Consider the following 24,993-nt stretch of genomic DNA (forward strand, 5'->3'; position numbering starts at 1 on the left):
CTTTCGTCTCATGGGGCGCACCAGTCACTTGCGCACCGCCGGGTCGCCGACGATCCGATGCGGTGGAGTGGCGTATCCCACATATCCGCGCGAGCGGAACGGCCAGGAGTCGTAGTGGTGTTTAAGTGCTTACGGGGATCTTCGGGGTTTTGGGGATTCGGCAACGATGGAGAAGCGTGTGATGACGAACAGTAAGCGGCGCAGGGGCCTGACGGTCGCGTCCGCACTGCTCGGCGGGGTGCTGGTGCTCTCTGCGTGCAGCGGAGGCGACGGCGACAACGCGTCCGGGAACGACGGCGGGGACTCCTCGCAGGCCAAGGTCGACGAGGCGGCAGCCGAGAAGACCTCCGAGGCCGACATCAAGATCACACCGCAGGACGGCTCCGACAACGCCTCCATCAACAACTCGGCCAAGGTCACCGTGAGCAAGGGCACGCTCACGGACGTCAAGATGACCACCTCCGAGGGCACCGCCGTCGAGGGCGCGATATCCGAGGACAAGAAGAGCTGGGCGCCCAGCGGTCAGCTGGAGCGGTCCACCAGCTACAAGATCGCGGCCGCCGCGCAGGACTCCAAGGGGCGCGAGGCCCACGAGAACTCGGCGTTCACCACGGTCTCGCCGGCCAACAGCTTCATCGGCAACTTCACGCCCGAGGACGGCTCGACCGTCGGCGTCGGTATGCCGGTCTCGATCAACTTCGACAAGGCGATCACCAACAAGGCCGCCGTGCAGAAGGGGATCACCGTCTCCAGCAGCTCCGGCCAGGAGGTCGTCGGGCACTGGTTCAACGCCAACCGCCTCGACTTCCGCCCCGAGGACTACTGGCAGGGCAACTCCACCGTCACCCTGAAGCTCGCGCTCGACGGGGTCGAGGGCGCCGAGGGTGTCTACGGTGTGCAGCAGAAGACCGTGACCTTCAAGATCGGCCGCAACCAGGTCTCGATCGTCGACGCCAAGACCAAGACGATGAAGGTCACCCAGGACGGCAAGGTCATCAAGACCATCCCGATCTCCGCCGGTTCGCCCGAGAACAAGACGTACGCGGGCGTCATGGTGATGTCGGAGATGTTCAAGGAGACGCGCATGAACGGCGCGACCGTGGGCTTCACCGACGACGACGGCAAGGGCGAGTACGACATCAAGGACGTGCCGCACGCCATCCGCCTCACCAACTCCGGGACGTTCATCCACGGCAACTACTGGGGCGCCGACTCGGTCTTCGGCAGCGTCAACACCAGCCACGGCTGTGTCGGTCTGAACGACACCAAGGGTGCCAACGACAAGGGCACGGCCGGCTACTGGTTCTACGACAACTCGATCGTCGGTGACGTCGTCGACATCCGGAACACCGGTGACAAGACGGTCGCCCCCGACAACGGCCTCAACGGCTGGAACCTGAACTGGGCCGACTGGAAGGCCGGTTCGGCGGTCTGATCCACCGCGTCGGCCGTTCGCCGGCCGCGGTACGGCTTCGATGCCGCCCCTGGACACCCAGGGGCGGCATCGGTGTTTCCGGGGCTGCCCACAGGGTTCTCATCAGGCTCTCAGCGGGGGCTTATCCCTTCATCACGCGGCGTACCTAGCTTGCCACCATGTTCTTCACCTACCTGAGGCGCGAACTGCGCCGCCGCAGAAAGGCGGCCCTCGTCGTCGCCTCCGGCCTCGCCCTGGGCATCGCGCTGGTCATCGTGGTCAGTTCCGTGTCCTCGGGCATGGAGAAGGCGCAGGCGAAAGTGCTCGAATCCCTGTACGGCCTGGGGACGGACATGACCGTCACCAAGGCCGCCGCCGCGCCCGGCGAGAACGGCGGCGAACGCCCGCGGTTCGAGTTCGACGCCCAGGACAACGACTCCGACGAGCAGCAGAGCAGCGACCTCGTCCGCGTCCAGGGCTTCCAGACGCTGGCCGGTTCGACCGTCACCGAGGTGGGTGAGCAGGCGGGCGTCGCCGAGGCCGTCGGCGGTCTCAGCCTCCAGGTCATCAAGGTGGACGGGCAGTTCCGGCGCGGCCAGTTCGAGCAGGACGAGAGCGCCGGGGGCCAGCCGCAGGGCGGTCCCGGCGGCGGTGGCCAGAACGGTGGCGGCACCGGGCAGCCCGGGGGCCGGGTCGAGGGCGGCGGCGCCCAGTTCGACGTCGACAACTACTCGGTGTACGGCACGGACGTCACCGAGCCCGCGCTGGGCCCGCTGACCTCCTCGAAGATCACCAGCGGTCGTACGTTCAAGACGTCCGAGACGAACGCCAAGGTCGTCGTCGCGGACAAGTCGTACGCCAAGGAGAAGGAGCTGAAGGTCGGGGACAGCGTCACCGTCAACAGCGTCAAGTACGAGGTCATCGGCATCGCGACGCCCGACAGCGGGGACGCGGCGGCCAACCTCTACATGCCGCTGAAGCAGGCGCAGACCCTCAGCGACTCCAAGGACAAGGTCACCACGATCTACGTCAAGGCGAGCGACTCGCAGCGGATCGACAGCGTCAAGGCGGCCATCCAGAAGAACATCGACGGCACGACCGTCACCACCTCCGCCGACCTCGCCAAGACGGTCTCCGGGTCGCTGTCCACCGCCTCCTCCCTGGCGTCCAACGTCGGCAGGTGGCTGTCGATCGCGGTGCTCCTGGCCGCGTTCCTGGTGGCCGGACTGCTCACCTCGTCGGCCGTGTCGCGGCGGGTACGGGAGTTCGGCACGCTCAAGGCGCTCGGGTGGAAGTCGGGGCGGGTGACCCGGCAGGTCGTCGGTGAGGCCGTCGTCAACGGGCTCGTGGGCGGCGCGCTCGGGATCGCGCTGGGGCTCGGCGGGGCGTACCTCGTGACGGCCATCAGTCCGTCGCTGCAGGCGGAGATCGGCGCGACGGGCGGCGGCTTCGGCGGCGGTCCCGGTGGTGGCGCTCCCGGCGGTGGCGGCTTCCCCGGTGGCGGCGGACCCGGTGGTGCCCAGCAGACGGCCTCCAACGCGCTGGAAGTCGCCCTCACCGCGCCGGTGAGTGTCACGACGATCGGTGTCGCGGTGGGGCTCGCCGTCGCGGGTGGGCTGATCGCGGGGGCGTTCGGCGGATGGCGGGCGTCCCGGCTGCGACCGGCGGACGCGTTGCGGCGCGTGGAGTAGGGCGGCGCACGGCTGCCCGCGGTTCGATCCCCCTTCCTTCAGGAGTTGCACATGTACGTACTCACGGGTGTCACCAAGCGGTACTCGCGCGGCAAGGACACCGTCACCGCGCTCGACGGGGTCGATCTCACCATCGCCGATGGGGATCGGCTGGTCATCCAAGGGCCCACCGGGGGCGGCAAGTCGACGTTGCTGCAGATGCTCGGGGGGTTGGACAAGCCGTCCGACGGGAGCATCGAACTCGACGGGACCGATCTGGCGAAGCTGTCGGAGGCGAAGCTCACGACGGTGCGGAGCGAGAACATCGGGTTCGTGTTCCAGAGCTTCAACCTCATCCCGACACTGACCGCGCAGGAGAACGTCGAGACGGCCCTCGTGCCGCTCGGGGTGAAGGCGAAGGAGCGGCGGCAGCGGGCCGCGGAGGCGTTGGAGTCGGTGGGTCTGGGGGAGCGGCTCGGGCATCTGCCGGCCGAACTCTCCGGCGGACAGCAGCAACGCGTCGCGATCGCCCGCGCGTTGGTGAAGCGCCCCAAGGTGCTGCTCGCCGACGAGCCCACCGGCAACCTCGACGAGTCCACCCGCGACGAGATCATGGAGGTGCTGGAGACCCTGTGGAAGGAGCACGGGCTCACTTTCATCATGGTCACCCACGACTCGGCGCTCGCGAAGAAGGCCCCCCGGGTCGCGACGATCCGCAAGGGGCGGATCACGGTGAAGGAGAACGCCAAGGCCTGAACTCCCGACTCCAGGCTCCCGACTCCAGGCTCCCGGCTCCCGGCTCCCGACTCCCGACTCCCGACTCCAGGCTCCAGGCTCCCGGCTCCCGGCTCCCGGCTCCCGACTCCCGGCTCCCGGCTCCCGACTCCAGGCTCCCGGCTCCCGGCTCCCGACTCCAGGCTCCAGGCTCCCGACTTCCAACTTCCGACTTCCGATTCCCGCCGTCCCGAGCGCCCCTCGCGCGGGGCGCGTCGGTGCCGAGTCCGGGGCGCGTGCGGATCGCGCGTGGCCCGGACTTCGCCGCTTTGCGCCCAGTCGCGAGGTATGTGACACGAGTTGACCCCCGGTCATACTGCGGAGACCGGGGGAATTGACGCGCATATGTGCGGAACGTCCCCTGGCCGGATGAACCGGATCGAGGGGGAGTCTTGCGCAGACACACGAACAGCGCCCGCACGGCCGCGCTCGTGGCCATGGCGTCCGCGGTGGCACTGACGACGGGCCCGACCAGCCCGGCGTCGGCGTCCGCGATATCCGAGCGCGCGACCGGCGCGACCGGCGCGACCGGCGCGACCGGGCCGACGGGCCTCGCGACCCGCGCCGCCGACCTCCGGGCGAGCCACCGCCTCACCCTGGTCACCGGTGACCGTGTCCTCGTCGACGCCGACGGCCGCGTACGGGGCCTGGAGCGGGCGAAGGGCCGCGAGAACGTGCCGGTGCGGCTTCGCCAGGTCGACGGCCACACCTATGTCCTGCCCGCCGACGCGGCCCGGCTCATCTCCACCGGGCGGGTCGACAAGCGGCTCTTCGACGTCACCGTGCTGAACCGGACGGCGACCCGCACCTCCCAGCGGCAGGGCCTGAAGCTGATCGTCGGCTACACGGGCACCGCCGCCGACGCCCGCGCCGACGTCCGGGACGCGGGCGACACCGAGGTCCGCCGCACCCTGAAGACCCTGAACGCCGAGGCGGTGCTCACCCCCGGCGAGGACGCCGCCGCGCTGTGGAAGGCGGTCACCGACACCGACGGCACCACCGCCACCGGGATCGCGCACCTCTGGCTGGACGGCGTGCGCAAGGTCAGCCTCGACAGGTCCGTCGCGCAGATCGGCGCCCCGAAGGCCTGGAAGGCCGGCTACGACGGCAAGGGCGTCACCATCGCCGTACTGGACACGGGCGTCGACGCCACCCACCCGGACCTCAAGGGCCGGGTGACGGCCGCCAAGAACTTCTCCGCCTCGCCCGACACCACCGACAGGTACGGCCACGGCACACATGTCGCCTCCATCGCGGCCGGCACCGGGGCCAGGTCCAAGGGGAGGTTCAAGGGCGTCGCGCCCGGCGCCGCCCTGCTCAACGGCAAGGTGCTGAGCGACGAGGGCTACGGCGACGACTCCGGGATCATCGCGGGCATGGACTGGGCCGCCGAGCGGGGCGCCGACATCGTCAACCTCAGCCTGGGCGGCGGCGACACCCCCGAGGTCGACCCGATGGAGGCGCAGATCAACAAGCTCTCCGCCGAGAAGGGCATCCTCTTCGCCGTCGCCGCCGGAAACGACGGCGACTGGGGCGAGCGGACGGTCGGCTCGCCGGGCAGCGCCGCCGCCGCGCTCACGGTCGGCGCGGTCGACGACAAGGACAGGCTCGCCTCGTTCTCCAGCCGGGGCCCCGGTATGGACGGTCAGATCAAGCCCGATGTGACCGCGCCCGGTGTCGCCATCACCGCCGCCGCGGCCCCGGGCAGCGTCATCGAGCGGGAGGTCGGGCAGAGGCCCGAGGGCTATCTGACGATCTCCGGTACGTCGATGGCGACCCCGCATGTCGCGGGCGCCGCCGCCCTCCTCAAGCAGCGGCACCCGAAGTGGACGTACGCCGAACTGAAGGCCGCCCTCGTCGCATCCGCCAAGGGCGGGCCGTACACACCGTTCCAGCAAGGGTCGGGCCGTATCCGCGTGGACCGGGCGATCAAGCAGACCGTCGTCGCCGACCCCGTCTCGGTCGACTTCGGCGTCCAGGAGTGGCCGCACACCGACGACAAGCCGGTGACCAGGAAACTCACCTACCGCAACCTCGGCACCAAGGCCGTCACCCTCGAACTCTCCGTGACCGGCACCGCCCCGAACGGCAAGCCCGCCCCGCCCGGTTTCTTCAAGCTCGGCGGCAAGAAGATCACCGTCAAGGGAGGCCGCAAGGTCACCGTCGACCTGGTGGCGAACACCAGGCTCGGCGGGAAACTCGACGGCCACTACACCGCGTACGTCACCGCCACCGGTGGCGGCCGGAGCGTCCGTACGGCGGCGGCCGTGGAGCGCGAGGTGGAGTCGTACGACGTCACGCTGAAGGCGGTCGACCGGGACGGACGGCCGGCCGCGCACCACATGCTCGACCTGACCGGGATCTCCGGGCTCGCGGAGGGCACCTGGTTCACGCCGTACGACGAGGACGGCACGGTCGACCTGCGGGTGCCCGCGGGGACGTACGTCTTCAACGCCGGGATCGTCGGGGACCCCAAGGACTACGGCAAGGGCGCGGCCTGGCTCGCCCGGCCCGAGCTGACCGTCGACAGAAGGACCAGGCTCACGCTGGACGCCCGCAAGGCGGAACCGGTGGACATCACCGTGCCCGGCACCGCCGCCGAACCGGCCTTCGCGGCACCGGACTTCACCCTGCGGGCGGGCGGCAACCGGTACACCTTCGGCTGGTTCCTCGACACCTACGAAGGGTTCCGTACGGCGCATCTCGGCCCCAAGGTCACCGGCGGCCGGCTCAGCCAGGGCTGGGCGGGACAGTGGACCGAGGGGGACGGCGCGCAGTACGCCGTCGCCGCCGGGAGCGAGGTCGACAGGCTCGCGACCGGCTTCACCAAGCGCTGGAAGCAGGGCGAACTGGCCACGGTCAAGGCCGGACTAGGCTCCTCCGCCGCGGGCAGGAAGGGCACCGTCACCCCCTGGGCCACGCTCCCCGACAGCTCCGGCTCACCCGCCCTGGGCGTCCCGCGCCCGCTGCCCGGCACCCGCACGCTGTATCTGTCCGCCGTCGGCGGGGTGAAGTGGACGGTCGACTTCGAGCAGTACGGCCCGGAGGACGAGCAGGGCTTCCCGGTCCTGGAGGCGTACTACACGACCGGCGACAGCCGCACCCTCAAAGCGGGCCGGACATACGCACAGACCTTCAACGTCGGTGTCTTCGGCCCCCGGATCGCCGGTCTCCACGGCATCCGCCGCGACGGGGACCAGCTCTACGGGCTGCTGCCGATGTTCGCCGACGGCCGGGGGCACGCCGGGTCGTCCCTCTACGAGAAGGTCACGACGACCCTGTACCGGAACGGCGAGAAGTTCGCCTCCGGCGAGGACGCGCTGGACGGGTCGGGCCAGTTCAAAGTCCCGGCGGACCTCGCCGCCTACCGGCTGACGACCTCCCTCTCCCGCTCCGCCGCCCTGGCCACGGCCTCGTCCCGGATCGACGCGAGCTGGACCTTCACGTCGAAGCGGACGAAGGCCGACACGGCACTCCCGGTCTCCACGGTCCGCTTCGGCGCCCCGTTCCTGGGCCTCGACAGCACGGCCCCGGCCGGTTCGCAGGGCACGATCCGCGTCACCGTGCAGGGCGCGGCGGCCGGGAAGAACCTCAAGTCGCTGGCCGTGTACGTCTCCGGCGACGGCGAGAAGTGGACCGAGGTCCCCCTGAAGAAGGGCAGGTTCACCCACCGCACCCCGGCGCCCGGGAAGAGCGTGTCCCTGCGCGCCGAGGTGACCGACAAGAAGGGGAACAAGTCGACGCTGACCCTCCACGACGCGTATTCCGGCAGCTGACGGACGCGGGCGCGGTCCAGGGCTGGTCTAGGGCGTGTTTCGGAAGTCCCCTCTGCTCCGCGGCGCCCGGCACGTACTCTCGCCGCACCGGACGCCGCGGAGCCGCCCTCCGGGCGACGAAGGGACTTCCGAAACACGCTCTAGGGCCTCGCCGTCGTCGCCCGGGTCGCGTCCGTGCCCCAGCTGGCGAGGAGGCGGAGGGCGTCGGCGGAGGGGGAGCCCGGTTCGGCGTGGTAGGTGATCAGGCTCTGCTCGTGGTCGTCGGGGAGGTGGAACGTCTCGAAGGAGAGGGTGAGTTCGCCGACCAGGGGGTGGCGCATGCGCTTCACCCCGTGGCCCTTCTCCTTCACATCATGGGTCGCCCACAGCCGCCGGAACTCCTCGCTCTTCACCGACAACTCGCCCACCAGCGCCGACAGCAGCGGATCGTCCGGATGGCAGCCCGCGTCCATCCGCAGATAGCTGACGATGTCGGCCGCCTTCTGGTCCCACTCGACGTACCGATCCCGGTAGTCGGGCCGCAGGAACACCATCCGCGCCCAGTTCCGCTCCTGCGCCGGCAGCTCCGACCAGTCCCCGAACACCGCCGCCGCCATCCGGTTCCAGACGAGGATGTCCGAGCGTCGGCCGGTGACGTACGCGGGGATGCCGTCCAGGGTGTCGATCAGCTGCCGCAGGGCGCCCCGCACCTGCTGCGGACGGGCCGACCGCTTCTTCTTGTGCGCCTTCGGCTTCGCGAGATGCGTGAGATGGGCGTGCTCCGCGTCGGTCAGCTGGAGGGCGCGCGCGATGGCGTCGAGCACCTCCGCCGACACATTGCGCCCGTTGCCCTGCTCCAGGCGCGTGTAGTACGCCACGGACACCCCGGCGAGCTGTGCCAGCTCCTCCCGGCGCAGCCCGGGAACCCGCCGGTGCCGGCCGAACGCCGACAGCCCCACGTCCTCCGGCTGCAGCCGGGCCCGCCGGGTGCGCAGGAACTCGCTCAGCTCGGCACGCCGGTCCAGCGCACCGGCGGTCCCACCGGGCGCCGCACCGTCCTGGGGTTCCTGTACGGCTTCGGGCTGTTCGTCCATACGTCAAGTATTCATGGTCGTACGACTGTGTACGCCGCTGATCCTGACCCCGCCAGTGGTAGGACCGGCGGACGTACGCAAAGCCGTGGCCTGGGTGAGCGCCGGGATCTCGGGCAGGCTGGTCCTCGCAACCGGTCGGAAGGCAGACCGGATGCGGGACGACGATCAGGAGAACCCCGGCATGACCACCACTGTTGCCGCCTACGCGGCGCCCGCCGCCAAGGCTCCGCTGGAGCGCACCACGATCGAGCGCCGCGAGGTCGGTGAGCACGACGTTCTGATCGACATCAAGTACGCCGGAATCTGTCACTCGGACATCCACCAGGCCCGTGAGGGCTGGGGCGAGGCGATCTTCCCGATGGTCCCCGGCCATGAGATCGCCGGTGTCGTCGAGGCCGTCGGCTCCGGTGTCACCAAGTTCGCCGTCGGCGACAAGGTCGGCGTCGGCTGCATGGTCGACTCCTGCCGCGAGTGCGAGAACTGCCGGGCGGGCCTGGAGCAGTACTGCCTGAAGGGCAGCGTCGGCACGTACAACGCCGTCGGCAAGGACGGCGAGCCCACCTACGGCGGCTACGCGGAGAAGATCGTCGTCGACGAGGCCTTCACCGTACGCATCCCCGACGGCATCGCCCTCGACGAGGCCGCGCCCCTGCTGTGCGCCGGCATCACCACGTACTCCCCGCTCAGGCACTGGAACGCCGGCCCCGGCAAGAAGGTCGCCGTCGTCGGTCTCGGCGGCCTCGGCCACATGGGCGTCAAGCTCGCGAACGCGCTGGGCGCCGAGGTGACCGTCCTGTCGCAGTCCCTCCGCAAGAAGGACGACGGTCTGAAGCTGGGCGCGACGCACTACTACGCCACGAGCGACGAGGCGACGTTCAAGGAGCTGGCGGGCACGTTCGACCTCATCCTGTCGACGGTCTCGGCTCCGCTGAACCTCGACGCGTACCTGTCGTTGCTGAAGACCGACGGTGCCTTCGTGAACGTCGGCGCGCCCGAGGAGCCCGTCGCGCTCAACCTCTTCTCCGTCATCGCCGGCCGCAAGACCCTGGCGGGGTCCGGCATCGGTGGCATCCAGGAGACCCAGGAGATGCTCGACTTCTGCGCCGAGCACGGCCTCGGCGCCGAGATCGAACTCATCCGCGCGGACCAGATCAACGAGGCGTACGAGCGGGTGCTGTCGAGCGACGTCCGCTACCGGTTCGTGATCGACACGTCGACGATCTGAGCGAGCGGACACCCACTGCTGGGTGAGCCAAGGACGCCGACTCCGGCTCCGGCCGGTCAGTCGGCGTCGGAACCGGTTCCGCGACGCTCGACAGCGTACATGTTGCAGTTGGGGTACCTCGGGCAGTGTTTGAGCTGAACGTCCTTGTCGTGGAAGTTCGTGTAACGCCTCGCCATTCCCCCTGATGCCTTGGGGGCGGATTTGAAGGGTGTGAACGTCTTGTTGCACCTGCACGGCTTCGACGACCCCTCGTCGAAATGGTCGTACTTCGTGCTGTCGCCGACCTTTCGGTGATACACGATCTCCCCCGGTTGCAGTTCGCGCTTTTCGTGCGGCGAATGGATATCCATGTCAAGGGCGATAGGGATCAATGTCTGCCGCGTATGCGTCAGCAGGTTCGAGAAGGATGAACCCGGGGTGCCCACGATCAATTCCGTGACCTCGTCACTCTTTTCGTGCGCAACCTTCTGGGACGACTGCCAGCCACGCAGCCGTATCTTCGTATCGATCGTGTCGCGAAGTTGAGGGCCTCGCGCGCGCAGCTGGGTGGTACGCGTGATGAATTGGGCGCGCATCCCGAGCACCGAGGCGACCGTGCGAATCTGGGACTGCCAGTCAGCCGGCACGTCGATGTATCCGGAAACCGAGGGATCGCCGAGCCACAGGAGATTCTTCGGCTTGGAGAGTTCGGGCAGGGTGATCTCGCGGACGTTGAACTCCTTCCACCACATCTCCAGGTACTCCGTCACGTCACAGGCATCCTCGGCGATGTCCACGGGGAGCGATTCCGTGTGTACTTCCACGACCTCCGGCGGTTTGCTCGCGGAAGTGGCGACCCGCAGCGAGACGAAATATGTGTCTGTGCCGTCTTTTCCTCTGACGAGAGATGCCTGCAAGAACTCGTGGAGGTTGTCTTCGCGCCTACGCATCAGTGCCACGCCCGGTGAGTTGACGACTTCCCGCGCGCAGACGAGCGCCGTTCCGGTGGAGAGGCCTCCTTGCCGGAGCTGGCTGAGCACATCGTTGAGGAACCCTGAGCCACTCCTGCGTTCAAGGTGTTGGCGCAGGAGGGAGTACCCGCGTCTCTCGCCGAGGATGAGATCGGCTGGATCGCCGGTCAACTCCTCGTAGGCACCTTCCCGCTGAATCAGCAGCGCGAGGTTACATGCGGCCCTGCCGCTTTTCGCAGCCATGTCCGGATGCCGTATGAGATTAGAGGTCGCCGAGCAGGTGTTCGGCCCGGATGGGAATGTCTGCCAGCTCCGCGTACGACATACGGTCGATCGCGCGGTGGACGATCTCGCGCAGCCTTTCGAGATCGCTCCCGCCCGCCGCGCGTGCGTCCCGGGTTTCGGACGTCGACGCGGGCCTGACGTTCTTGTTCGCAGCCCTGTACGTCGGAGAACTCGACGATGCCGACGACCGCTCAGGTGGCAGAGGGGTGGTGAGATCGTGCCAGGCGACGGCGTGCTGATCCGCCCAGGCGCGCACATGGGCGCCCACCTTGTTCTGCAGTTCGGCACGCCACTCGAGGGCGAGCCCTCGTGAGTCCAGCACATGCCGGAAGGAGCGCAGCGGCGCGTCCGGTGCCAGCGCGGCGAGCAAGGCGGCACGGTCGGCGGGTGGCTGCCTGAGCGCCCATGCGCGCATCCATTCCTTCTGTGCCTCCGGGGTCACCGGCTCGATCGCGCGAAAGCGATCCGGTTGGGAGACCCAGGTGGGCTCGTCGTGTTCGTCCACCGGGTAGACGAACGCCCGGGACGTCCGGGAGTCCCAGAGCCGCCGGTGTCCGTCATGCCATTCGACGAACGCGGCCCACACATCGGACTTGAAGCGGCTGCGCGCCAGGGAGGTGTTCGAATCGTCGCGCTTGTGACCCTGTTCCAGCTTCGCGGTGGTCACCGCAAGGTTCTCGTCCGGCAGCAGGATGCCTGTGTGATTGGTCGCCAGCCGCTCCGTCCGTACGTGGCCGGCTTCGGCGGCGGCCTCGACGAACTCGCGCCACGTTCCGAAGCCGTAGTCCTGCTCGTTCTTGCCTTGCGTCGCCTGGACGAACGCCGGCTTCACGCCGGCGCTGGTGGTGACACGCCCGGCGGACCGCCATTCCCGTACGACGTCGACCAGCGTCGCGAAGGCGGATTCTCTCTGCTTCGACAGCTCAGGTTCGGTCATGACATGTGCCCCTCTAAAGTGAGATAGCCCCATCGGGGGCTATCGAGAAGAAAACATGTCGTTGCCGCGCCTTGGCAGTGGCTCGCGTGACCTCTGCGGAAATCCGCACCGGTCAGACCCCGTAGGGGGACTTCACCTGCCAGCACCACGACGGTTGCGTTGCTGCGGCTGTGTCCCGAGGTTGCCGTTTGATCATTTAGACGGGCTAGATGATCCAACGTCAATTAAGTTCTTCGCAGGGAGCGACCCCGCTGACCGTCATTGTAACGCAGCTGGCCAGCAACGTCACTCGGTCTGATGGCAGAGCCGTCGTCCGGCACGTTCCTCAGCCCTCGGCCTTCGCCACGCCGATCGGGCAGGACAGGCCCGTGCCGCCGATGCCGCAGTAGCCCGCCGGGTTCTTGTCCAGGTACTGCTGGTGGTAGGGCTCGGCCGGGTAGAAGGTGCGGCCCTCCGCCGGGAGGATCTCGGTGGTGATGTCGCCGTGGCCGGCGGCGGTCAGGACCTGCTGGTAGGCCTCGCGGGAGGCTTCGGCGGCCTTGGCCTGGGCCGGGGTGTGGGTGTAGACGGCGGAGCGGTACTGAGTGCCTACGTCATTGCCCTGCCGGTAGCCCTGCGTGGGGTTGTGGGCCTCCCAGAAGACCTGGAGGAGACGCTCGTAGGAGATCAGGGCGGGGTCGTAGACCACGCGGACCGCCTCCGTGTGGCCGGTGAGGCCGGAGCAGACCTCCTCGTAGGTGGGGTTCTCCGTGTAGCCGCCCTGGTAGCCGACGAGGGTCGTCCACACACCGGCCGGGAGCTGCCAGAACTTCCGCTCGGCGCCCCAGAAGCAGCCGAGGCCGAAGTCGGCCGTCTCGTACCCCTCCGGGTAGGGGCCGAGGAGCGGGGTGCCGAGGACGGTGTGCCGGTCCGGGACGGTGAACGGCAGCTCGGCGCGGCCACGCAGAGCCTGCTCGGGGGTGGGCAGCTGGGGCGTGCGGCCGAAGAGCATGGGAACTCCTCCTCCTTGGGGCTCGGAAAGAGCGGGCGGTACCTGAGGAACGTTCCGGCTACCGCCCGCATTCCGCACAGCGTTTCGCGCAGCGTCCCGGGGCGCGTTCCGTACTCGCGGCCTCGCCCGCTCAGTTTGTCGAGCGCGTCGCCGTCGCCGCGACCGCCTGTGCCGACGAGTTCCGGATGCGGCAGTAGAACGCGGCCATCGCCTCGCCGTCGCCCCGGTAGCGCCACGGCAGCGCTTCGACGTACCCGTCGACCAGCTTGAACTGTTCGAGCGCGGCCTCGTCGCGGTCCTGGAGGGAGAGGTAGTACGCGAGGAGGTGCCGGAGTTCCGGGAGACGCGGGTGGGCCGGATCGGCCGCCGCCGCGTCCGCGAGGCCCGCGTCCACGCGGCCGATCATCCTCGGCGTACGGTCCACGTCGTTGTCGTCCGAGGTGTCGTGCTCGAAGTGCGCGATCAGCGGGAACGCGGTCAGCAGACTGCCCAACGGCGCCCGCGCCGCCGCCCGCTCGGCGAACTCGACCGCCAGCTTCTCCGAACCCCGCCACTTCGCACACCAGTACTGAAGCGCCGAGAAATGGGCCTCGTAGTGGTGCGGCGCCCGCGCGGTGATCTCCGTCCAGAGCCTGTCCATCTCGGAGTGCGGATAGCCGAGCCCGAGCGCGACCCAGATCTCGGTGATGTACGGCGTCGGGTCGTCCGGATGGAGCGCCGCCGCCCGGCCGATCTCCTCGCGGGAACGTTCCAGCATCCGGTGGAAGCCCCCGAACTGCTCACCGGTCGTGTGCCTGGCCGGCTTCCCGCCACGCAGCTCCCAGGCCAGGACGACCGTGCTGCGGGCCCGTACGACGGCCGCGTCCGGGTCGTCGGGCCGGTCCGACTCCCAGGCGAGCAGCCAGTCGTCCTCCCGCGCCGCGATCTCGCCCAGCAGATACGCGGCCCAGGACCGGCGCTCCCAGTCCCGGCCGATGTCCCGCATCAGCTTGGCGGCGGCCTTCCAGTCGCCGCCGCGCACGGCGGCCAGCGCCGATTCCGTACCGGCCGGGAGCGGGCCCGCGAGCCCGGTGTGCTGCCGTTCGGCGGGCAGCAGCCCCATCGCCTCGGCGATCTCCTGGGCGGCGTCGCCACCGGGGAAGAAGAACTCCTTGAGGAAGACCCAGGCCATCCAGAGCCCGAAGAGCACGGTCGGCACCGCCAGGACGGCCAGTGTCCACAGCAGTACGGTCATCGCGGTGCGTCCGTTTCTCGGGCGGCGGGGCCCTGCGGTGTGGGCAGCAGCGTGCGCAGCGGGCCCGTGTCGGGACGGTCGGCGACCGCCGCGGCGATCGCGGCGTCGAGATCGGTCTCCGTGCCGTCCGGCGTGGGCGGCAGCCGCACCACGACCGGCTCGGCCCAGGAGAAGTCCCAGCTCAGCCGGGAGTGCGCGTGCAGTTCGGCGAGCACCATGCGCTCCAGCCCGTCCGCCAGCGAGGGCCGTACGAACTCGCGGAACGCCCGCCCCCGCGCCTCGGCCGCCTCGTCGGACATCGGCAGCCGCCGCGCCAGCTGCCACAGCTGACCGTCGTCGATCACCCTCAGCAGCGCGGCCAGCGAAGGCCGGTCCTTCGTGTACCTCGCCAGCGCCCGGTGCAGCGGGGTGTCGAGGGTGGCGAAACGCGCGTCCATCGAGCCGTCGAGCAGCTCCGGCCAGTCGGCGGTGCGCCGGAACCCCAGCACGTTCTCGGTGAGCACCGCGTCCTCCAGCGCCACCAGCACACGGTCCGGGTCGGCGAGCAGACCGATCGCCGCGCCCCTGGCCTCGTCCGCGCGGCCGTCGGCGGGCAGCGCCTCGATCCGCGCGACACGGTCGGCGATCGGCGGGTGCGAGTCGTACGGCGAGGCCGGCTCGGTCGGCAACTCGGTGCGCAGGCCCACCAGTTCGAGCTGACGGCCGGAGAGCAGCCGTCCGTAGCCGCCGAAGAACTCGCCGCGCGGCGGCATCAGCCGGGCCTCGGCCCCGAGCGTGGCGTAGCTGTTCATGTAGAAGTCGTACGCGGTGTCCAGCACCGGTATCTCGCGCAGCGCCGACGCGGTGGCGTCCCGGCCGGCGACGTGGACGGAGGCGTCGTCGGCGGCGTACTCCTGGCGGCGCGCACCGGCGAGCGTGGCGCGGATGTACAGCTTGGCGTAGGCCATGTAGAGCTTCGCCAGCGCGCGGTACGTGAGGCCCACGTGCCGGGTGTCGATCTCCCCGGTCTTCTTCCCCTTGGCCGCGGCCTTGGCGTTCTTCTTCTCCTGCCGGGCCCGCTCGCGTCCGGCGCTCCGGTCCGCCAGCTCCTCGAAGTGCCGGATGGCGCGCAGCACTTGGGCCCGGCAGCGCACGGTGATCGCGGCGTGCCGGGTGTCGGCGTTGGAGTAGTGGCCCAGCTCATGGGCGAGGACGGCGCGCAGTTGCGCCTCGGTCAGCCCCTGGAGCAGGGGTACGCCGAGGTAGAGGCGGCGCCTGCCGGGCAGCAGGCCGAGCAGCCGGGCGTCCTCGGCGACGGCGGCGTTGACGTCGGCGGTCAGCACGATCCGGGCGGGCGCCCGGGTGCCGACCCGGTCGGCCGACTCCCGTACCGCGCGCCACAGTCCGGGTTCCTCGGCCTCCGTCACCGGCAGGCCCGGCGGCTCCTCGCCCTTCGGCGTCCGCAGCATGAACAGCCCGCGGACCAGCGGGACCGCGAGCAGTGCGGAGACCACGTACAGCTTGACGGCGACGCCCCACGGGGCGTGCAGGTGGAGGAGGTAGTCGGCGCCGGCGAGCGCCGCGAGCAGGGTCACGCCGAGCAGATGGAAGCCGGCGAGCAGCACGAGGGCGCGCAGCGCGCGCAGGGTCGCGCCCATTGGGCAGTGGTCCCCCCACGGGAAAGATCGCGAACGATCATTCATGCCATGACATCGGACGGTCGCGGACGTGTCCATGACCAAGTGGTGTGAGGGGCGGAGTATTTCGTACGGATGTACGGGGTCGCAAGGGCTTACTGGGAGTGTCGGACGCCCCCGGAGGGCCTCGCCTCGGCCTCAGTGCGGCAGCGTCGCCGGGGTGCCGCCGTTCGCCTCGTAGCCCGCCACCGCCAGGGCCCGGTATATCGCGTAGTCGGCGGCCGGGTCCGAGGTGAGGGTCCAGGGGAGGGCGCCCACATGGCCGTCGACGTGGACGAGCTGGTTCATGGCCTCGGACCAGCGCTCGGAGCGGACCAGGAAGAAGATCAGCAGATGGCGGACATGGGCCAGCATCGGGTCGTCGGGCCGCGCCGCGTGCACCGCGAACAGGGCACCGTGGATCGCCTTGGTGACGACCTCGCTCTGGTAGAAGCCCTGCACCAGGTTCACCTCGGGCAGGTGCTCGAACACCGCGAAGAGCGGCATGGCCGCCAGCAGCGAGCCCTGCGGCGCGCGGGCCGCCGCCGCCTCGGCGAAGGAGTACGCCAGCTCCCGCGAGCCGTGCCACTTCCCGCACCAGTAGTGCAGGGCCGCGAGATGGGCGCCCATGTGCTCCGGCGCCCGGTCCAGGATCCTCAGCCAGAGCTGCTCGAACTCCTCACGGGAGTACGCGAGCCCCCGCGCCACCGACAGCTCGACGATGTACGGGATCGGGTCGCCCGGGGCCAGCAGTGCCGCGTCGCCGCAGGCCGACCTGGCCTCCTCCATGATGATCCGGAAGTCGTCCGTGCCCGGCGACGACGTCCGCCACGCCTGCTGCACCAGGAACTCCGCGTGCACCGCCGCGCCGCCCGCGTCCTTGGGCGCCTCCGCGCGCCACACCCGCAGCCACTGCCCGCCCGGCGTCTCGCCCACTCCGCCGGGCCGCTGCGCCAGCTCCAGCGCCGCCGCGCCCGCGAACGCCTGCACCCGCTGCCACCGGACCTCACCGGCCGCCTCCGTACCCGCCAGCAGCTGCTTCGCCGCGCGGTGGTCGTGCGACCGCTGCACCACGTCGAGCACATCCAGCAGATCCTGGTCCGGCCCCGGCATCCGCACGTCCAGCAGCTCCTGCCGCACGAACCCGTAGCTCGCCGGGTCCGCCGCGTCCGGATGCCCCGCCTCGACCTGCTGAATACCGGCCCGCCGACGCGCCAGGATCGGCCACGCCACAAAGCCGATCATGAGCATCGCCATCAGGACCCAGAGAATCTCCATACGACAAGGGTTCCAGAAGCCACTGACAATTGCCCAACCCGGTCGGGGCCCGAACCTCGGTCCCCTCCCCGGAAGGCGCCCTGCCCCCCTCCGACCGCTTAGGCTCGGCAGCTATGAGCGACACCCACCACAGCCAACACTTCGAGACCCTCGCGATCCACGCGGGCAACACCGCGGATCCCCTCACCGGCGCGGTCGTCCCGCCGATCTACCAGGTCTCGACCTACAAGCAGGACGGCGTAGGAGGCCTGCGCGGCGGCTACGAGTACAGCCGGAGCGCCAACCCCACCCGCACCGCGCTGGAGGAGAACCTCGCCGCCCTCGAAGGCGGCCGACGCGGCCTCGCGTTCGCGTCCGGGCTCGCCGCCGAGGACTGCCTGCTGCGCACGCTGCTCAGCCCCGGCGACCACGTGGTCATCCCCAACGACGCGTACGGCGGCACGTTCCGCCTCTTCGCGAAGGTCGTCTCCCGGTGGGGCGTCGACTGGTCGGTGGCCGACACCTCCGACCCCACGGCCGTCCGGGCCGCCCTCACGCCGAAGACGAAGGTCGTCTGGGTGGAGACCCCCTCCAACCCGCTGCTCGGCATCACCGACATCCCGGCCGTCGCCCAGATCGCCCGTGAGGCCGGCGCGAAGCTGGTCGTCGACAACACCTTCGCCACCCCCTACCTCCAGCAGCCGCTGGCGCTCGGCGCGGACGTCGTCGTGCACTCGCTCACCAAGTACATGGGCGGGCACTCCGACGTCGTCGGCGGCGCCCTGGTCGTCGGCGACCAGGAGCTGGGCGAGGAACTCGCGTACCACCAGAACGCGATGGGCGCGGTCGCCGGACCCTTCGACTCCTGGCTGGTGCTGCGCGGCACCAAGACGCTCGCCGTCCGCATGGACCGGCACAGCGAGAACGCCACGAAGGTCGCCGACATGCTCACCCGGCACGCGCGCGTGTCGAGCGTGCTCTACCCGGGACTGCCCGAGCACCCCGGGCACGAGGTCGCCGCCAAGCAGATGAAGGCGTTCGGCGGCATGGTGTCGTTCCGGGTCACCGGCGGCGAGGCGGCGGCCGTCGAGGTCTGCAACCGCGCCGAGGTGTTCACCCTCGGCGAGTCCCTGGGCGGCGTCGAGTCCCTGATCGAGCACCCGGGCCGTATGACGCACGCCTCGGTGGCCGGTTCGGCCCTGGAGGTCCCCGCCGACCTCGTCCGCCTCTCCGTGGGCATCGAGAACGTCGACGACCTCCTGGAGGACCTCCAGCGGGCCCTGGGCTAGACACGGGCTAGACACCCCGACGGGCCCCTGGCCGGGCGCTCACCAGCCCGTCATCGGTGGGGTCGTCGTCGACGGCGGCTCCACCCAGGGGCGGGCGGTCAGCGCCCACACGACGAACGCGACGACGGCGGCCGTCAGCACCAGCCACATCAGACGCCGGGCCGCCGTCCGGCGCCGCAGCATCCGCCCGCCGCGCCGCACCGCCGCCGCGCACAGATCGGACGGCACCCGCACCGGCCCGTCCTCCAGGATCCGCCGTACGGCGGCCTCACGGTCCCGCAGACTCATGACGGCGCCACCTCCACCACCTTCGTCCCCGGGGCGGCCTCGCGCGGCGGATGCAGCACGGTCGCCATCGCGCGCAGACAGATCGTCCGTACGCGCTCCACGGGCAGCCCCAGCAGCGCCGCCGTCTGCTCCTCCGCGACCCCCTCGTGGAGCCGCAGGACGAGGATCAGCCGCTCCTGGGGGCTGAGGACGCTCAGCACGCCCCCGCGCGCGTGGCCGAAGAGAGCGTGATGGTGCCAGGCCTCACGCGCGAAGCGGACGGCCAGCTGCTGCCGGGCACGGTCGTACGGATCCTCGCCGCGCAGCCGGTCCCAGCCGGCGTACGTGTGGGCGAGGGCGTGGGTCAGCAGCCGTCGCGCGCGCGGGTTGGCGCCCGGCGGCTCCGCCGTCAGCAGGGTGGCGGTCCGCGACAGCCGTCCCGCCGCACCCGCGACGAACGCCTCGAACTCCCGGTCCCGGCGGGCACCCCGGGCCACATGCCGCTCTCGCATCACGCCCTCCCGTCCGAGGCCGACTCCGAGGGGAACGAGGCCCAGGAGGGCCCGGTCTCATATGAGGCCAGGAGCGGGGGCGCGGTCAAGGGTCAGGAGGGGGAAGGTGCCTCCGGCGCCGCCGCCATCCGGGTCGAGAGCGCGGTGTTGAAGCGGGTGAGGAGGGAGCAGAAGGCCTCGCGCTCCTCGGGGTCCCAGTCCTGGGTGAGTTCGGCCATCAACTGACGCCTGGAGGAACGTACCTCCTCAAGGCGGGACAGCCCGCGCGGCGACAGCTGCAGCACCACGGCACGGCCGTCCTCCGGGTGGGACGTGCGCTTGACGAGTCCGGTGTCCACGAGCGGCGCCACCTGACGGGTCACCGTCGAGGAGTCGATCCCCATGCTCGCCGCGAGCGCCTTGACGCCCATCGGGCCTTCGTTGTCGAGGCGGTTGAGCAGCAGGTACGCGGCACGGTCCATGGAGTTGCGCACCTGCCCGACACCGCCGAGCCGGGTCTGTTCGGCACGGCGCGCGAACACCGCGACCTCGTGCTGCAGCGTGTCGAGAAGACCGTTGTCACCGACGGTCGTCATGTCCATCGACATTTCAGGTGTTGTGGGCATGGCCAAAGGCTCAATTCATGCGTGGGGCGCTGGGTTGGGGGACAGAGTACGCGGACCGGGCGTGGGGTGTACGGGCGCCGCTGAAACCCGGTCCCGCCCCTTGGTCACACCCGCGTTCGGCCCCTGTGAACTGCGAGACTGGTGGTCATGAGCTACAGCACGGCTGACTCCTTTCGCGTGACGATCGACGACGTGCGCGGCGCGCAGAAGATGCTTACGGGCGTTTCACGTGTCACCGCCATGGAGGGCAGCAGGCATCTGTCGCAACTCGTCGGCGCCCCCGTCCACCTCAAGTGCGAGAACCTGCAACGGACGGGCTCGTTCAAGCTGCGCGGCGCGTACGTCCGGATCGCCGGCCTGCTGCCCGAGGAACGCGCCGCCGGAGTCGTCGCCGCGAGCGCAGGCAACCACGCCCAGGGCGTCGCCCTCGCCTCCTCGCTGCTCGGGGTGCGCTCCACGGTCTTCATGCCGAAGGGCGCCCCGCTGCCGAAGATCAGCGCGACCGAGGAGTACGGGGCCGAGGTGCGGCTGCACGGCACGGTGGTCGACGAGACGCTGGCCGCCGCCCAGGAGTACGCGGACCGGACGGGCGCGGTGTTCATCCACCCGTTCGACCACCATGACGTCATCGCCGGTCAGGGCACGGTCGGCCTGGAGATCCTGGAGCAGTGCCCCGAGGTGCGCACGATCGTCGTCGGCATCGGCGGTGGCGGGCTCGCGGCCGGGATCGCGGTCGCGGTGAAGTCGCTGCGGCCGGACGTACGGGTCGTCGGCGTCCAGGCGGAGGGCGCCGCCGCCTATCCAGCGTCGCTGGCCGCCGGGGTGCCGGTGGCCGTGGAGAACCCGGCGACGATGGCCGACGGCATCAAGGTCGGACGGCCCGGCGACGTGCCGTTCCGGATCGTCGCCGACCTGGTGGACGAGGTCCGTACGGTCTCGGAGTACAACCTCTCCAGCGCCCTGCTGCTCTGCCTGGAGCGGGCCAAGCTGGTGGTGGAACCGGCCGGCGCCAGCCCCGTCGCGGCCCTGCTGCGCGAACCGGAGTCCTTTGAGGGCCCGGTGGTCGCGGTGCTCTCCGGAGGCAACGTCGACCCGCTGCTGATGCAGCGCATCCTGCGCCACGGCATGGCCGCCGGTGGCCGCTACCTGCAAGTACGTCTCCGCCTGACCGACCGCCCCGGCGCCCTCGCGACACTTCTGGGAGTGTTGTCAGTGGTCGACGCCAACGTCCTGGATGTGAGTCACGTACGGACCGACCCCCGGCTCGGACTCACGGAGGTGGAGGTCGAACTGCACCTGGAGACGAGGGGCCCCAAGCACTGCGCCGAGGTCAACCACGCGCTCCGCGAGGCGGGTTACACCGTCATCGACTGAGGCCGGAGGCCCCGCGGTCGTCGCTTGTCACTCGTTCGGGAAAGTCCATTGAGAGACGCGATACATCGCGTTATGGTGTGTCTCGTGTTCGCTGCTGAGAACCACAATGCGCAGAACCACAATGCGCAGAACCGCAAAGACGTGGAGGGACCACATGTCAGGCGCCATCCATCCATGCCGAAGGCCTGGTGAAGACCTTCGGTGACGTAAGAGCCCTCGACGGCGTCGACCTCGACGTCCCCGAGGGCACCGTCCTGGGTCTGCTCGGGCCGAACGGCGCGGGCAAGACGACGACCGTCCGATGCCTCACCACCCTGCTGCGCCCCGACAGCGGCAGGGCCGTGGTCGCCGGCATCGACGTGTTGAAGGACCCCGACGCCGTACGGCGCTCGGTCGGCCTCTTCGGCCAGGGACGTCCGGGGCGGGTTCGAAGTGATGTCGGAGAGGTCGCGGGAGGGGCGGACCTGGAAGGAGTGCGGCGGTAGCCCGCGCATCCAAGGGAGGGGCTATGGGAGCCTCTACCGGCGTGTGACGCACTGGTTCGGGTCAGGGGAGTGCGAGCGCGCCATAGAGGCTCTGGAGCCCTGTGAGGGCGTTCCTGCGCCTCCCTCTTACGTGCTGCCTCCGATGGAGGTAACCGGCTCCGTCGACCCGAAGTACACGGCGGAACGTGCAGGTCGGGGCGGATGCGACTCCAGTCGCAACGAGACGAAGACGACCGAACATGTTTCCCGGAAATGGTAATTTTCGGGCTCATCCGGCCCGTCATGAGGTCCTCGGCGCCTTCGGGCTGCTGCTCCTGCTCGGCTACGCGTTCACCCGGGTCGGCGCGCTCATCGGCCTCTCGGTGCGCACCCCCGAGGCCGCCACCTCCGGCGGGCTGATCTGGCTCTTCCCGGTCACCTTCATCTCGAACGCGTTCGTGGACTGCAGCCGGATGACGCCCCGGCTGCAGCATGTGGCCGACTGGAACCCGTTCAGTGCCACCGTCCAGGCCTGCCGCGAGCTGTTCGGCAACCCCGGGGTGTCACCGTCGGACGCCTGGCCCATGCGGTACCCGGTCTGCGCCTCGCTGATCTACTCGGTCCTGATCGTCGTCATATTCCGGACCCTGTCCGTGCGGAAGTACCGCTCGGCGGCGGGATGAGCGGCAGCACGAGCGGCGACCGGCCCCGGGCATGACCGTGGCCCTCGGCACCGCGAGGGCGCCGGGGGCCACGGGTCGAGCGACGATGGTGCGCTCAGCTCTGGTAGGGCACGGCATTGAGAATCTTCACCGAGGCGAACTTGCCGTTCGGCAGCTCGTACTGCGCGTCCTGGCCGACCTTCTTGCCGGTCACGCCCGAGCCGAGCGGCGACTGCGGCGAGTAGGTCTCGATGTCGGAGCTGGCGTACTCACGGGAGGCGAGAAGGAACGTCACGGTGTCGTCCTCGTCGCCGTCGAAGGCGATCGTCACGACCATGCCGGGCGCCACCGCGCCGTCCGCCGACGCCGGAGCCTCGCCGACCTTCGCGTTCTCCAGGAGCTGGGTCAGCTGGCGCACACGGAGCTCCTGCTTGCCCTGCTCCTCCTTGGCCGCGTGGTACCCGCCGTTCTCGCGCAGGTCGCCCTCCTCGCGCGCGGCCGCGATCTTGGCGGCGATCTCCGTGCGCGCGGGACCAGACAGGTACTCCAGCTCGGCCCTGAGCTGGTTGTACGCCTCCTGGGTCAGCCAGGTGACGTTCTCACTGGTCTGGGTCACAGGTGCTCCTCGTAGGTACTGGGAATACAAAGCATCGCCCTACCCAGAAGAATGTTCCTTCACGAGTGGGCGAAACCACGAGCCTAACAATTCAGCGGCGGAAGGGGGAGGACATAAACCACAAGCATTACGTCCACGCAGGTCAGCCCTGGCTGCCGGAGAGCCGGGGGTCAGTTCGCGTGACAGCCCAGCAGTTCGGCGGTGGTGCCGCGCGAGGTCGTCTTCAGGGTGAAGACCTCGTCGATGTCCGTGACCCCGGCGGCGAAGCGGAAGTCGGCGCGGCCGACCTCGGCGCCGTCCTCGGCCTGCGAGCGCACGGTGCAGTAGCCCTCGACACCGGCGTCCTTGTCGCCCCGCAGATGCACCTTCACTGAGTTCGCCGAGGTATCGAAGGTGTAGATCTCGACGCTGATCCTGTTACCGGCCACATAGTGGTAGGCGAACCAGCCGATGAGGACGAGGAGGGCCGCGCCGAGGACGCTGCCGATGACCTTGAGCTTGCGGTCGGCGCGCTCGTCCGCGGAGCGGCCGTAGCGGCCCTCGGGAAGCCGCGTGCTCGCCGTCGTCATGGTCGTCCTCCCGGGTCCTGTCGGGCAGCGGTGTCCAGGCTCTGGACCGGGAATATCCCACCCCCCGATGCCGTCACTATAGAAGCCCCCCGCCCAGGGCCTGACGGCCGCCCCACACGGGTGTCCGAGCGGGACGGCAGTATGGACTCTCCGGATCGCGCCGGGCCGAGTCACCGAAGTTCAGGCCGGGCGCCGAGTGACGAGGGAATGAGTCTTGACTGACCAGCTGCGACTGATGGCCGTGCACGCGCACCCCGACGACGAGTCGAGCAAGGGTGCGGCCACCATGGCGAAGTATGTGTCCGAGGGGGTGGACGTGCTGGTCGTGACCTGCACGGGCGGGGAGCGCGGCTCCATCCTCAATCCGAAGCTGCAGGGCGACAAGTACATCGAGGAGCACATTCACGAGGTACGCAAGAAGGAGATGGACGAGGCCCGCGAGATCCTCGGCGTCGGGCAGGAGTGGCTCGGCTTCGTCGACTCCGGCCTTCCGGAGGGCGACCCCCTCCCGCCCCTTCCCGACGGCTGCTTCGCCCTGGAGGACGTCGACAAGGCGGCCGGCGAGCTGGTCCGGAAGATCCGCTCGTTCCGTCCCCAGGTGATCACCACCTACGACGAGAACGGCGGCTATCCGCACCCCGACCACATCATGACCCACAAGATCTCCATGGTGGCGTTCGAGGGCGCGACGGACACCGAGAAGTACCCCGAGGCCGAGTACGGCCCGGCGTACCAGCCGCGGAAGCTGTACTACAACCAGGGCTTCAACCGCGCCCGCACCGAGGCGCTGCACAACGCCCTGATCACGCGCGGCCTGGAGTCCCCGTACGGCGACTGGCTGAAGCGGTGGGACGAGTCCGAGCACAAGGACCGCACCCTCACCACGCACGTCCCCTGCGCCGAGTTCTACGAGATCCGTGACAAGGCTCTCATCGCCCACGCCACGCAGATCGACCCCGACGGCGGCTGGTTCCGGGTCCCGCTGGACCTGCAGAAGGAGGTCTGGCCCACCGAGGAGTACGAGCTGGCGAAGTCCCTCGTGGACACCTCGCTCCCCGAGGACGACCTCTTTGCGGGCATCCGTTAGCCCTGGGGGACAATGCCAGGCATGAGCGTAAGCCTGGCAGTCACACACCTCGTCCCCCTCGCCAAGGAGGTGGACGAGGACAAGGTCACCCCCGGCGTCCTCGGGTTCATCGTCTTCGCGGTGATGGCCCTGGCCGTCTGGGGCCTGATGAAGTCCATGAACAAGCACATGGGCAAGGTCGACTTCAAGGAGTCGCCGGACACGGACGCCTCCGTCGGGGAGACGACGACGGACGCGCCCGGGAAGACGACCCCGGCGAAGAGCTGACCGCCGCCACACCGGCCCCGCCGGGCTCGGAGGGCTCGAC

General features: G+C 69.9%; 21 protein-coding genes and 2 pseudogenes. 11 read left to right on the plus strand and 12 right to left on the minus strand.

Annotated elements, in window-relative coordinates; all coding sequences use genetic code 11:
* The first annotated feature begins 166 nt into the window (after positions 1–166).
* From F9278_RS31850 to F9278_RS31865, 4 genes are all read left to right on the plus strand, one after another.
* Positions 167–1,435, plus strand: a complete 1,269-nt coding sequence (locus F9278_RS31850; protein ID WP_152171376.1) for a L,D-transpeptidase — start codon at positions 167–169, stop codon at positions 1,433–1,435.
* Positions 1,436–1,593: 158 nt separating this feature from the next.
* Positions 1,594–3,105, plus strand: a complete 1,512-nt coding sequence (locus F9278_RS31855; RefSeq protein WP_152171377.1) for an ABC transporter permease — start codon at positions 1,594–1,596, stop codon at positions 3,103–3,105.
* A 51-nt stretch (positions 3,106–3,156) separates the two neighbouring features.
* Positions 3,157–3,840, plus strand: a complete 684-nt coding sequence (locus F9278_RS31860; RefSeq protein WP_152171378.1) for an ABC transporter ATP-binding protein — start codon at positions 3,157–3,159, stop codon at positions 3,838–3,840.
* A 410-nt stretch (positions 3,841–4,250) separates the two neighbouring features.
* Positions 4,251–7,634 carry a S8 family peptidase gene (locus tag F9278_RS31865; RefSeq protein ID WP_152171379.1) on the plus strand — a complete coding sequence of 1,128 codons (3,384 nt, stop codon included), beginning with the start codon at positions 4,251–4,253 and terminating at the stop codon, positions 7,632–7,634.
* A 140-nt stretch (positions 7,635–7,774) separates the two neighbouring features.
* Here F9278_RS31865 and F9278_RS31870 read toward each other — a convergent pair whose 3' ends face one another.
* Positions 7,775–8,707, minus strand: coding sequence for a helix-turn-helix domain-containing protein (locus F9278_RS31870; RefSeq protein WP_152171380.1), 933 nt, complete (start codon positions 8,705–8,707; stop codon positions 7,775–7,777).
* Between the two features lie 181 nt (positions 8,708–8,888).
* Between F9278_RS31870 and F9278_RS31875 the strand changes: the two genes are divergently transcribed.
* Complete coding sequence (locus F9278_RS31875; RefSeq protein WP_152171381.1) at positions 8,889–9,932, plus strand: NAD(P)-dependent alcohol dehydrogenase; 1,044 nt, start codon at positions 8,889–8,891, stop codon at positions 9,930–9,932.
* Between the two features lie 56 nt (positions 9,933–9,988).
* On the opposite strand, the gene F9278_RS31880 is transcribed toward F9278_RS31875, so the two are convergent.
* The 6 genes from F9278_RS31880 to F9278_RS31905 all read right to left on the minus strand — a co-directional run bounded on the left by F9278_RS31880 (position 9,989) and on the right by F9278_RS31905 (position 17,262).
* The gene (locus F9278_RS31880) at positions 9,989–11,125 is read right to left on the minus strand and encodes a hypothetical protein (protein WP_152171382.1); all 1,137 of its coding nucleotides are present in this window, start codon (positions 11,123–11,125) and stop codon (positions 9,989–9,991) included.
* 19 nt (positions 11,126–11,144) lie between these two features.
* Positions 11,145–12,104, minus strand: a complete 960-nt coding sequence (locus F9278_RS31885) for a hypothetical protein (RefSeq protein WP_152171383.1) — start codon at positions 12,102–12,104, stop codon at positions 11,145–11,147.
* Between the two features lie 325 nt (positions 12,105–12,429).
* Positions 12,430–13,095 (minus strand): peptide-methionine (S)-S-oxide reductase MsrA, encoded by a 666-nt coding sequence (gene msrA, locus F9278_RS31890; RefSeq protein ID WP_152171384.1) that lies wholly within the window; start codon positions 13,093–13,095, stop codon positions 12,430–12,432.
* Between the two features lie 130 nt (positions 13,096–13,225).
* Positions 13,226–14,329 (minus strand): hypothetical protein, encoded by a 1,104-nt coding sequence (locus F9278_RS31895; protein ID WP_152171385.1) that lies wholly within the window; start codon positions 14,327–14,329, stop codon positions 13,226–13,228.
* On the minus strand, positions 14,326–15,966 hold the full coding sequence (locus F9278_RS31900) for a M48 family metalloprotease (protein ID WP_152171386.1): 1,641 nt from the start codon (positions 15,964–15,966) through the stop codon (positions 14,326–14,328). Before F9278_RS31900 ends, F9278_RS31895 begins: the two co-directional genes overlap by 4 nt.
* Positions 15,967–16,143: 177 nt before the next feature.
* Entirely contained in the window at positions 16,144–17,262 is a 1,119-nt protein-coding gene (locus tag F9278_RS31905) for a hypothetical protein (protein ID WP_152171387.1), read from the minus strand.
* A gap of 113 nt (positions 17,263–17,375) precedes the next feature.
* Between F9278_RS31905 and F9278_RS31910 the strand changes: the two genes are divergently transcribed.
* Entirely contained in the window at positions 17,376–18,530 is a 1,155-nt protein-coding gene (locus tag F9278_RS31910; protein WP_152171388.1) for a cystathionine gamma-synthase, read from the plus strand.
* 39 nt (positions 18,531–18,569) lie between these two features.
* Here the strand turns inward: F9278_RS31910 and F9278_RS47540 are convergent, their stop codons facing one another.
* The 3 genes from F9278_RS47540 to F9278_RS31920 form a co-directional block, all read right to left on the minus strand.
* A complete protein-coding gene (locus F9278_RS47540) occupies positions 18,570–18,818 on the minus strand; it encodes a hypothetical protein (RefSeq protein WP_226967047.1) in 249 nt (82 codons plus the stop codon).
* Complete coding sequence (locus F9278_RS31915; protein ID WP_226967048.1) at positions 18,815–19,309, minus strand: sigma factor-like helix-turn-helix DNA-binding protein; 495 nt, start codon at positions 19,307–19,309, stop codon at positions 18,815–18,817. Before F9278_RS31915 ends, F9278_RS47540 begins: the two co-directional genes overlap by 4 nt.
* Positions 19,310–19,401: 92 nt before the next feature.
* On the minus strand, positions 19,402–19,896 hold the full coding sequence (locus F9278_RS31920) for a MarR family winged helix-turn-helix transcriptional regulator (protein WP_193242052.1): 495 nt from the start codon (positions 19,894–19,896) through the stop codon (positions 19,402–19,404).
* Between the two features lie 165 nt (positions 19,897–20,061).
* On the opposite strand from F9278_RS31920, the gene ilvA reads away from it, so the two are divergent.
* The 3 genes and pseudogenes from ilvA to F9278_RS31935 all read left to right on the plus strand — a co-directional run.
* Complete coding sequence (gene ilvA / locus F9278_RS31925) at positions 20,062–21,288, plus strand: threonine ammonia-lyase (RefSeq protein ID WP_152171389.1); 1,227 nt, start codon at positions 20,062–20,064, stop codon at positions 21,286–21,288.
* A gap of 170 nt (positions 21,289–21,458) precedes the next feature.
* Positions 21,459–21,698, plus strand: a pseudogene (locus tag F9278_RS31930) (ATP-binding cassette domain-containing protein); the annotation flags it as partial.
* Between the two features lie 359 nt (positions 21,699–22,057).
* Positions 22,058–22,435, plus strand: a pseudogene (locus F9278_RS31935) (ABC transporter permease); the annotation flags it as partial.
* A 94-nt stretch (positions 22,436–22,529) separates the two neighbouring features.
* Here F9278_RS31935 and greA read toward each other — a convergent pair.
* Both greA and F9278_RS31945 read right to left on the minus strand, forming a co-directional pair.
* Positions 22,530–23,030, minus strand: coding sequence for a transcription elongation factor GreA (greA, locus tag F9278_RS31940; protein WP_152171390.1), 501 nt, complete (start codon positions 23,028–23,030; stop codon positions 22,530–22,532).
* A gap of 170 nt (positions 23,031–23,200) precedes the next feature.
* On the minus strand, positions 23,201–23,599 hold the full coding sequence (locus F9278_RS31945) for a DUF4307 domain-containing protein (protein ID WP_152171391.1): 399 nt from the start codon (positions 23,597–23,599) through the stop codon (positions 23,201–23,203).
* Positions 23,600–23,834: 235 nt separating this feature from the next.
* Here F9278_RS31945 and mca point away from each other — a divergent pair, with 235 nt between their 5' ends.
* Positions 23,835–24,686, plus strand: a complete 852-nt coding sequence (gene mca / locus F9278_RS31950) for a mycothiol conjugate amidase Mca (protein ID WP_193242053.1) — start codon at positions 23,835–23,837, stop codon at positions 24,684–24,686.
* A gap of 21 nt (positions 24,687–24,707) precedes the next feature.
* Positions 24,708–24,953 (plus strand): hypothetical protein, encoded by a 246-nt coding sequence (locus F9278_RS31955; protein ID WP_152171393.1) that lies wholly within the window; start codon positions 24,708–24,710, stop codon positions 24,951–24,953.
* Positions 24,954–24,993: the final 40 nt, after the last annotated feature.

The sequence above is a fragment of the Streptomyces phaeolivaceus genome (genome assembly GCF_009184865.1).
GTDB classification, from domain to species: Bacteria; Actinomycetota; Actinomycetes; order Streptomycetales; family Streptomycetaceae; genus Streptomyces; species Streptomyces phaeolivaceus.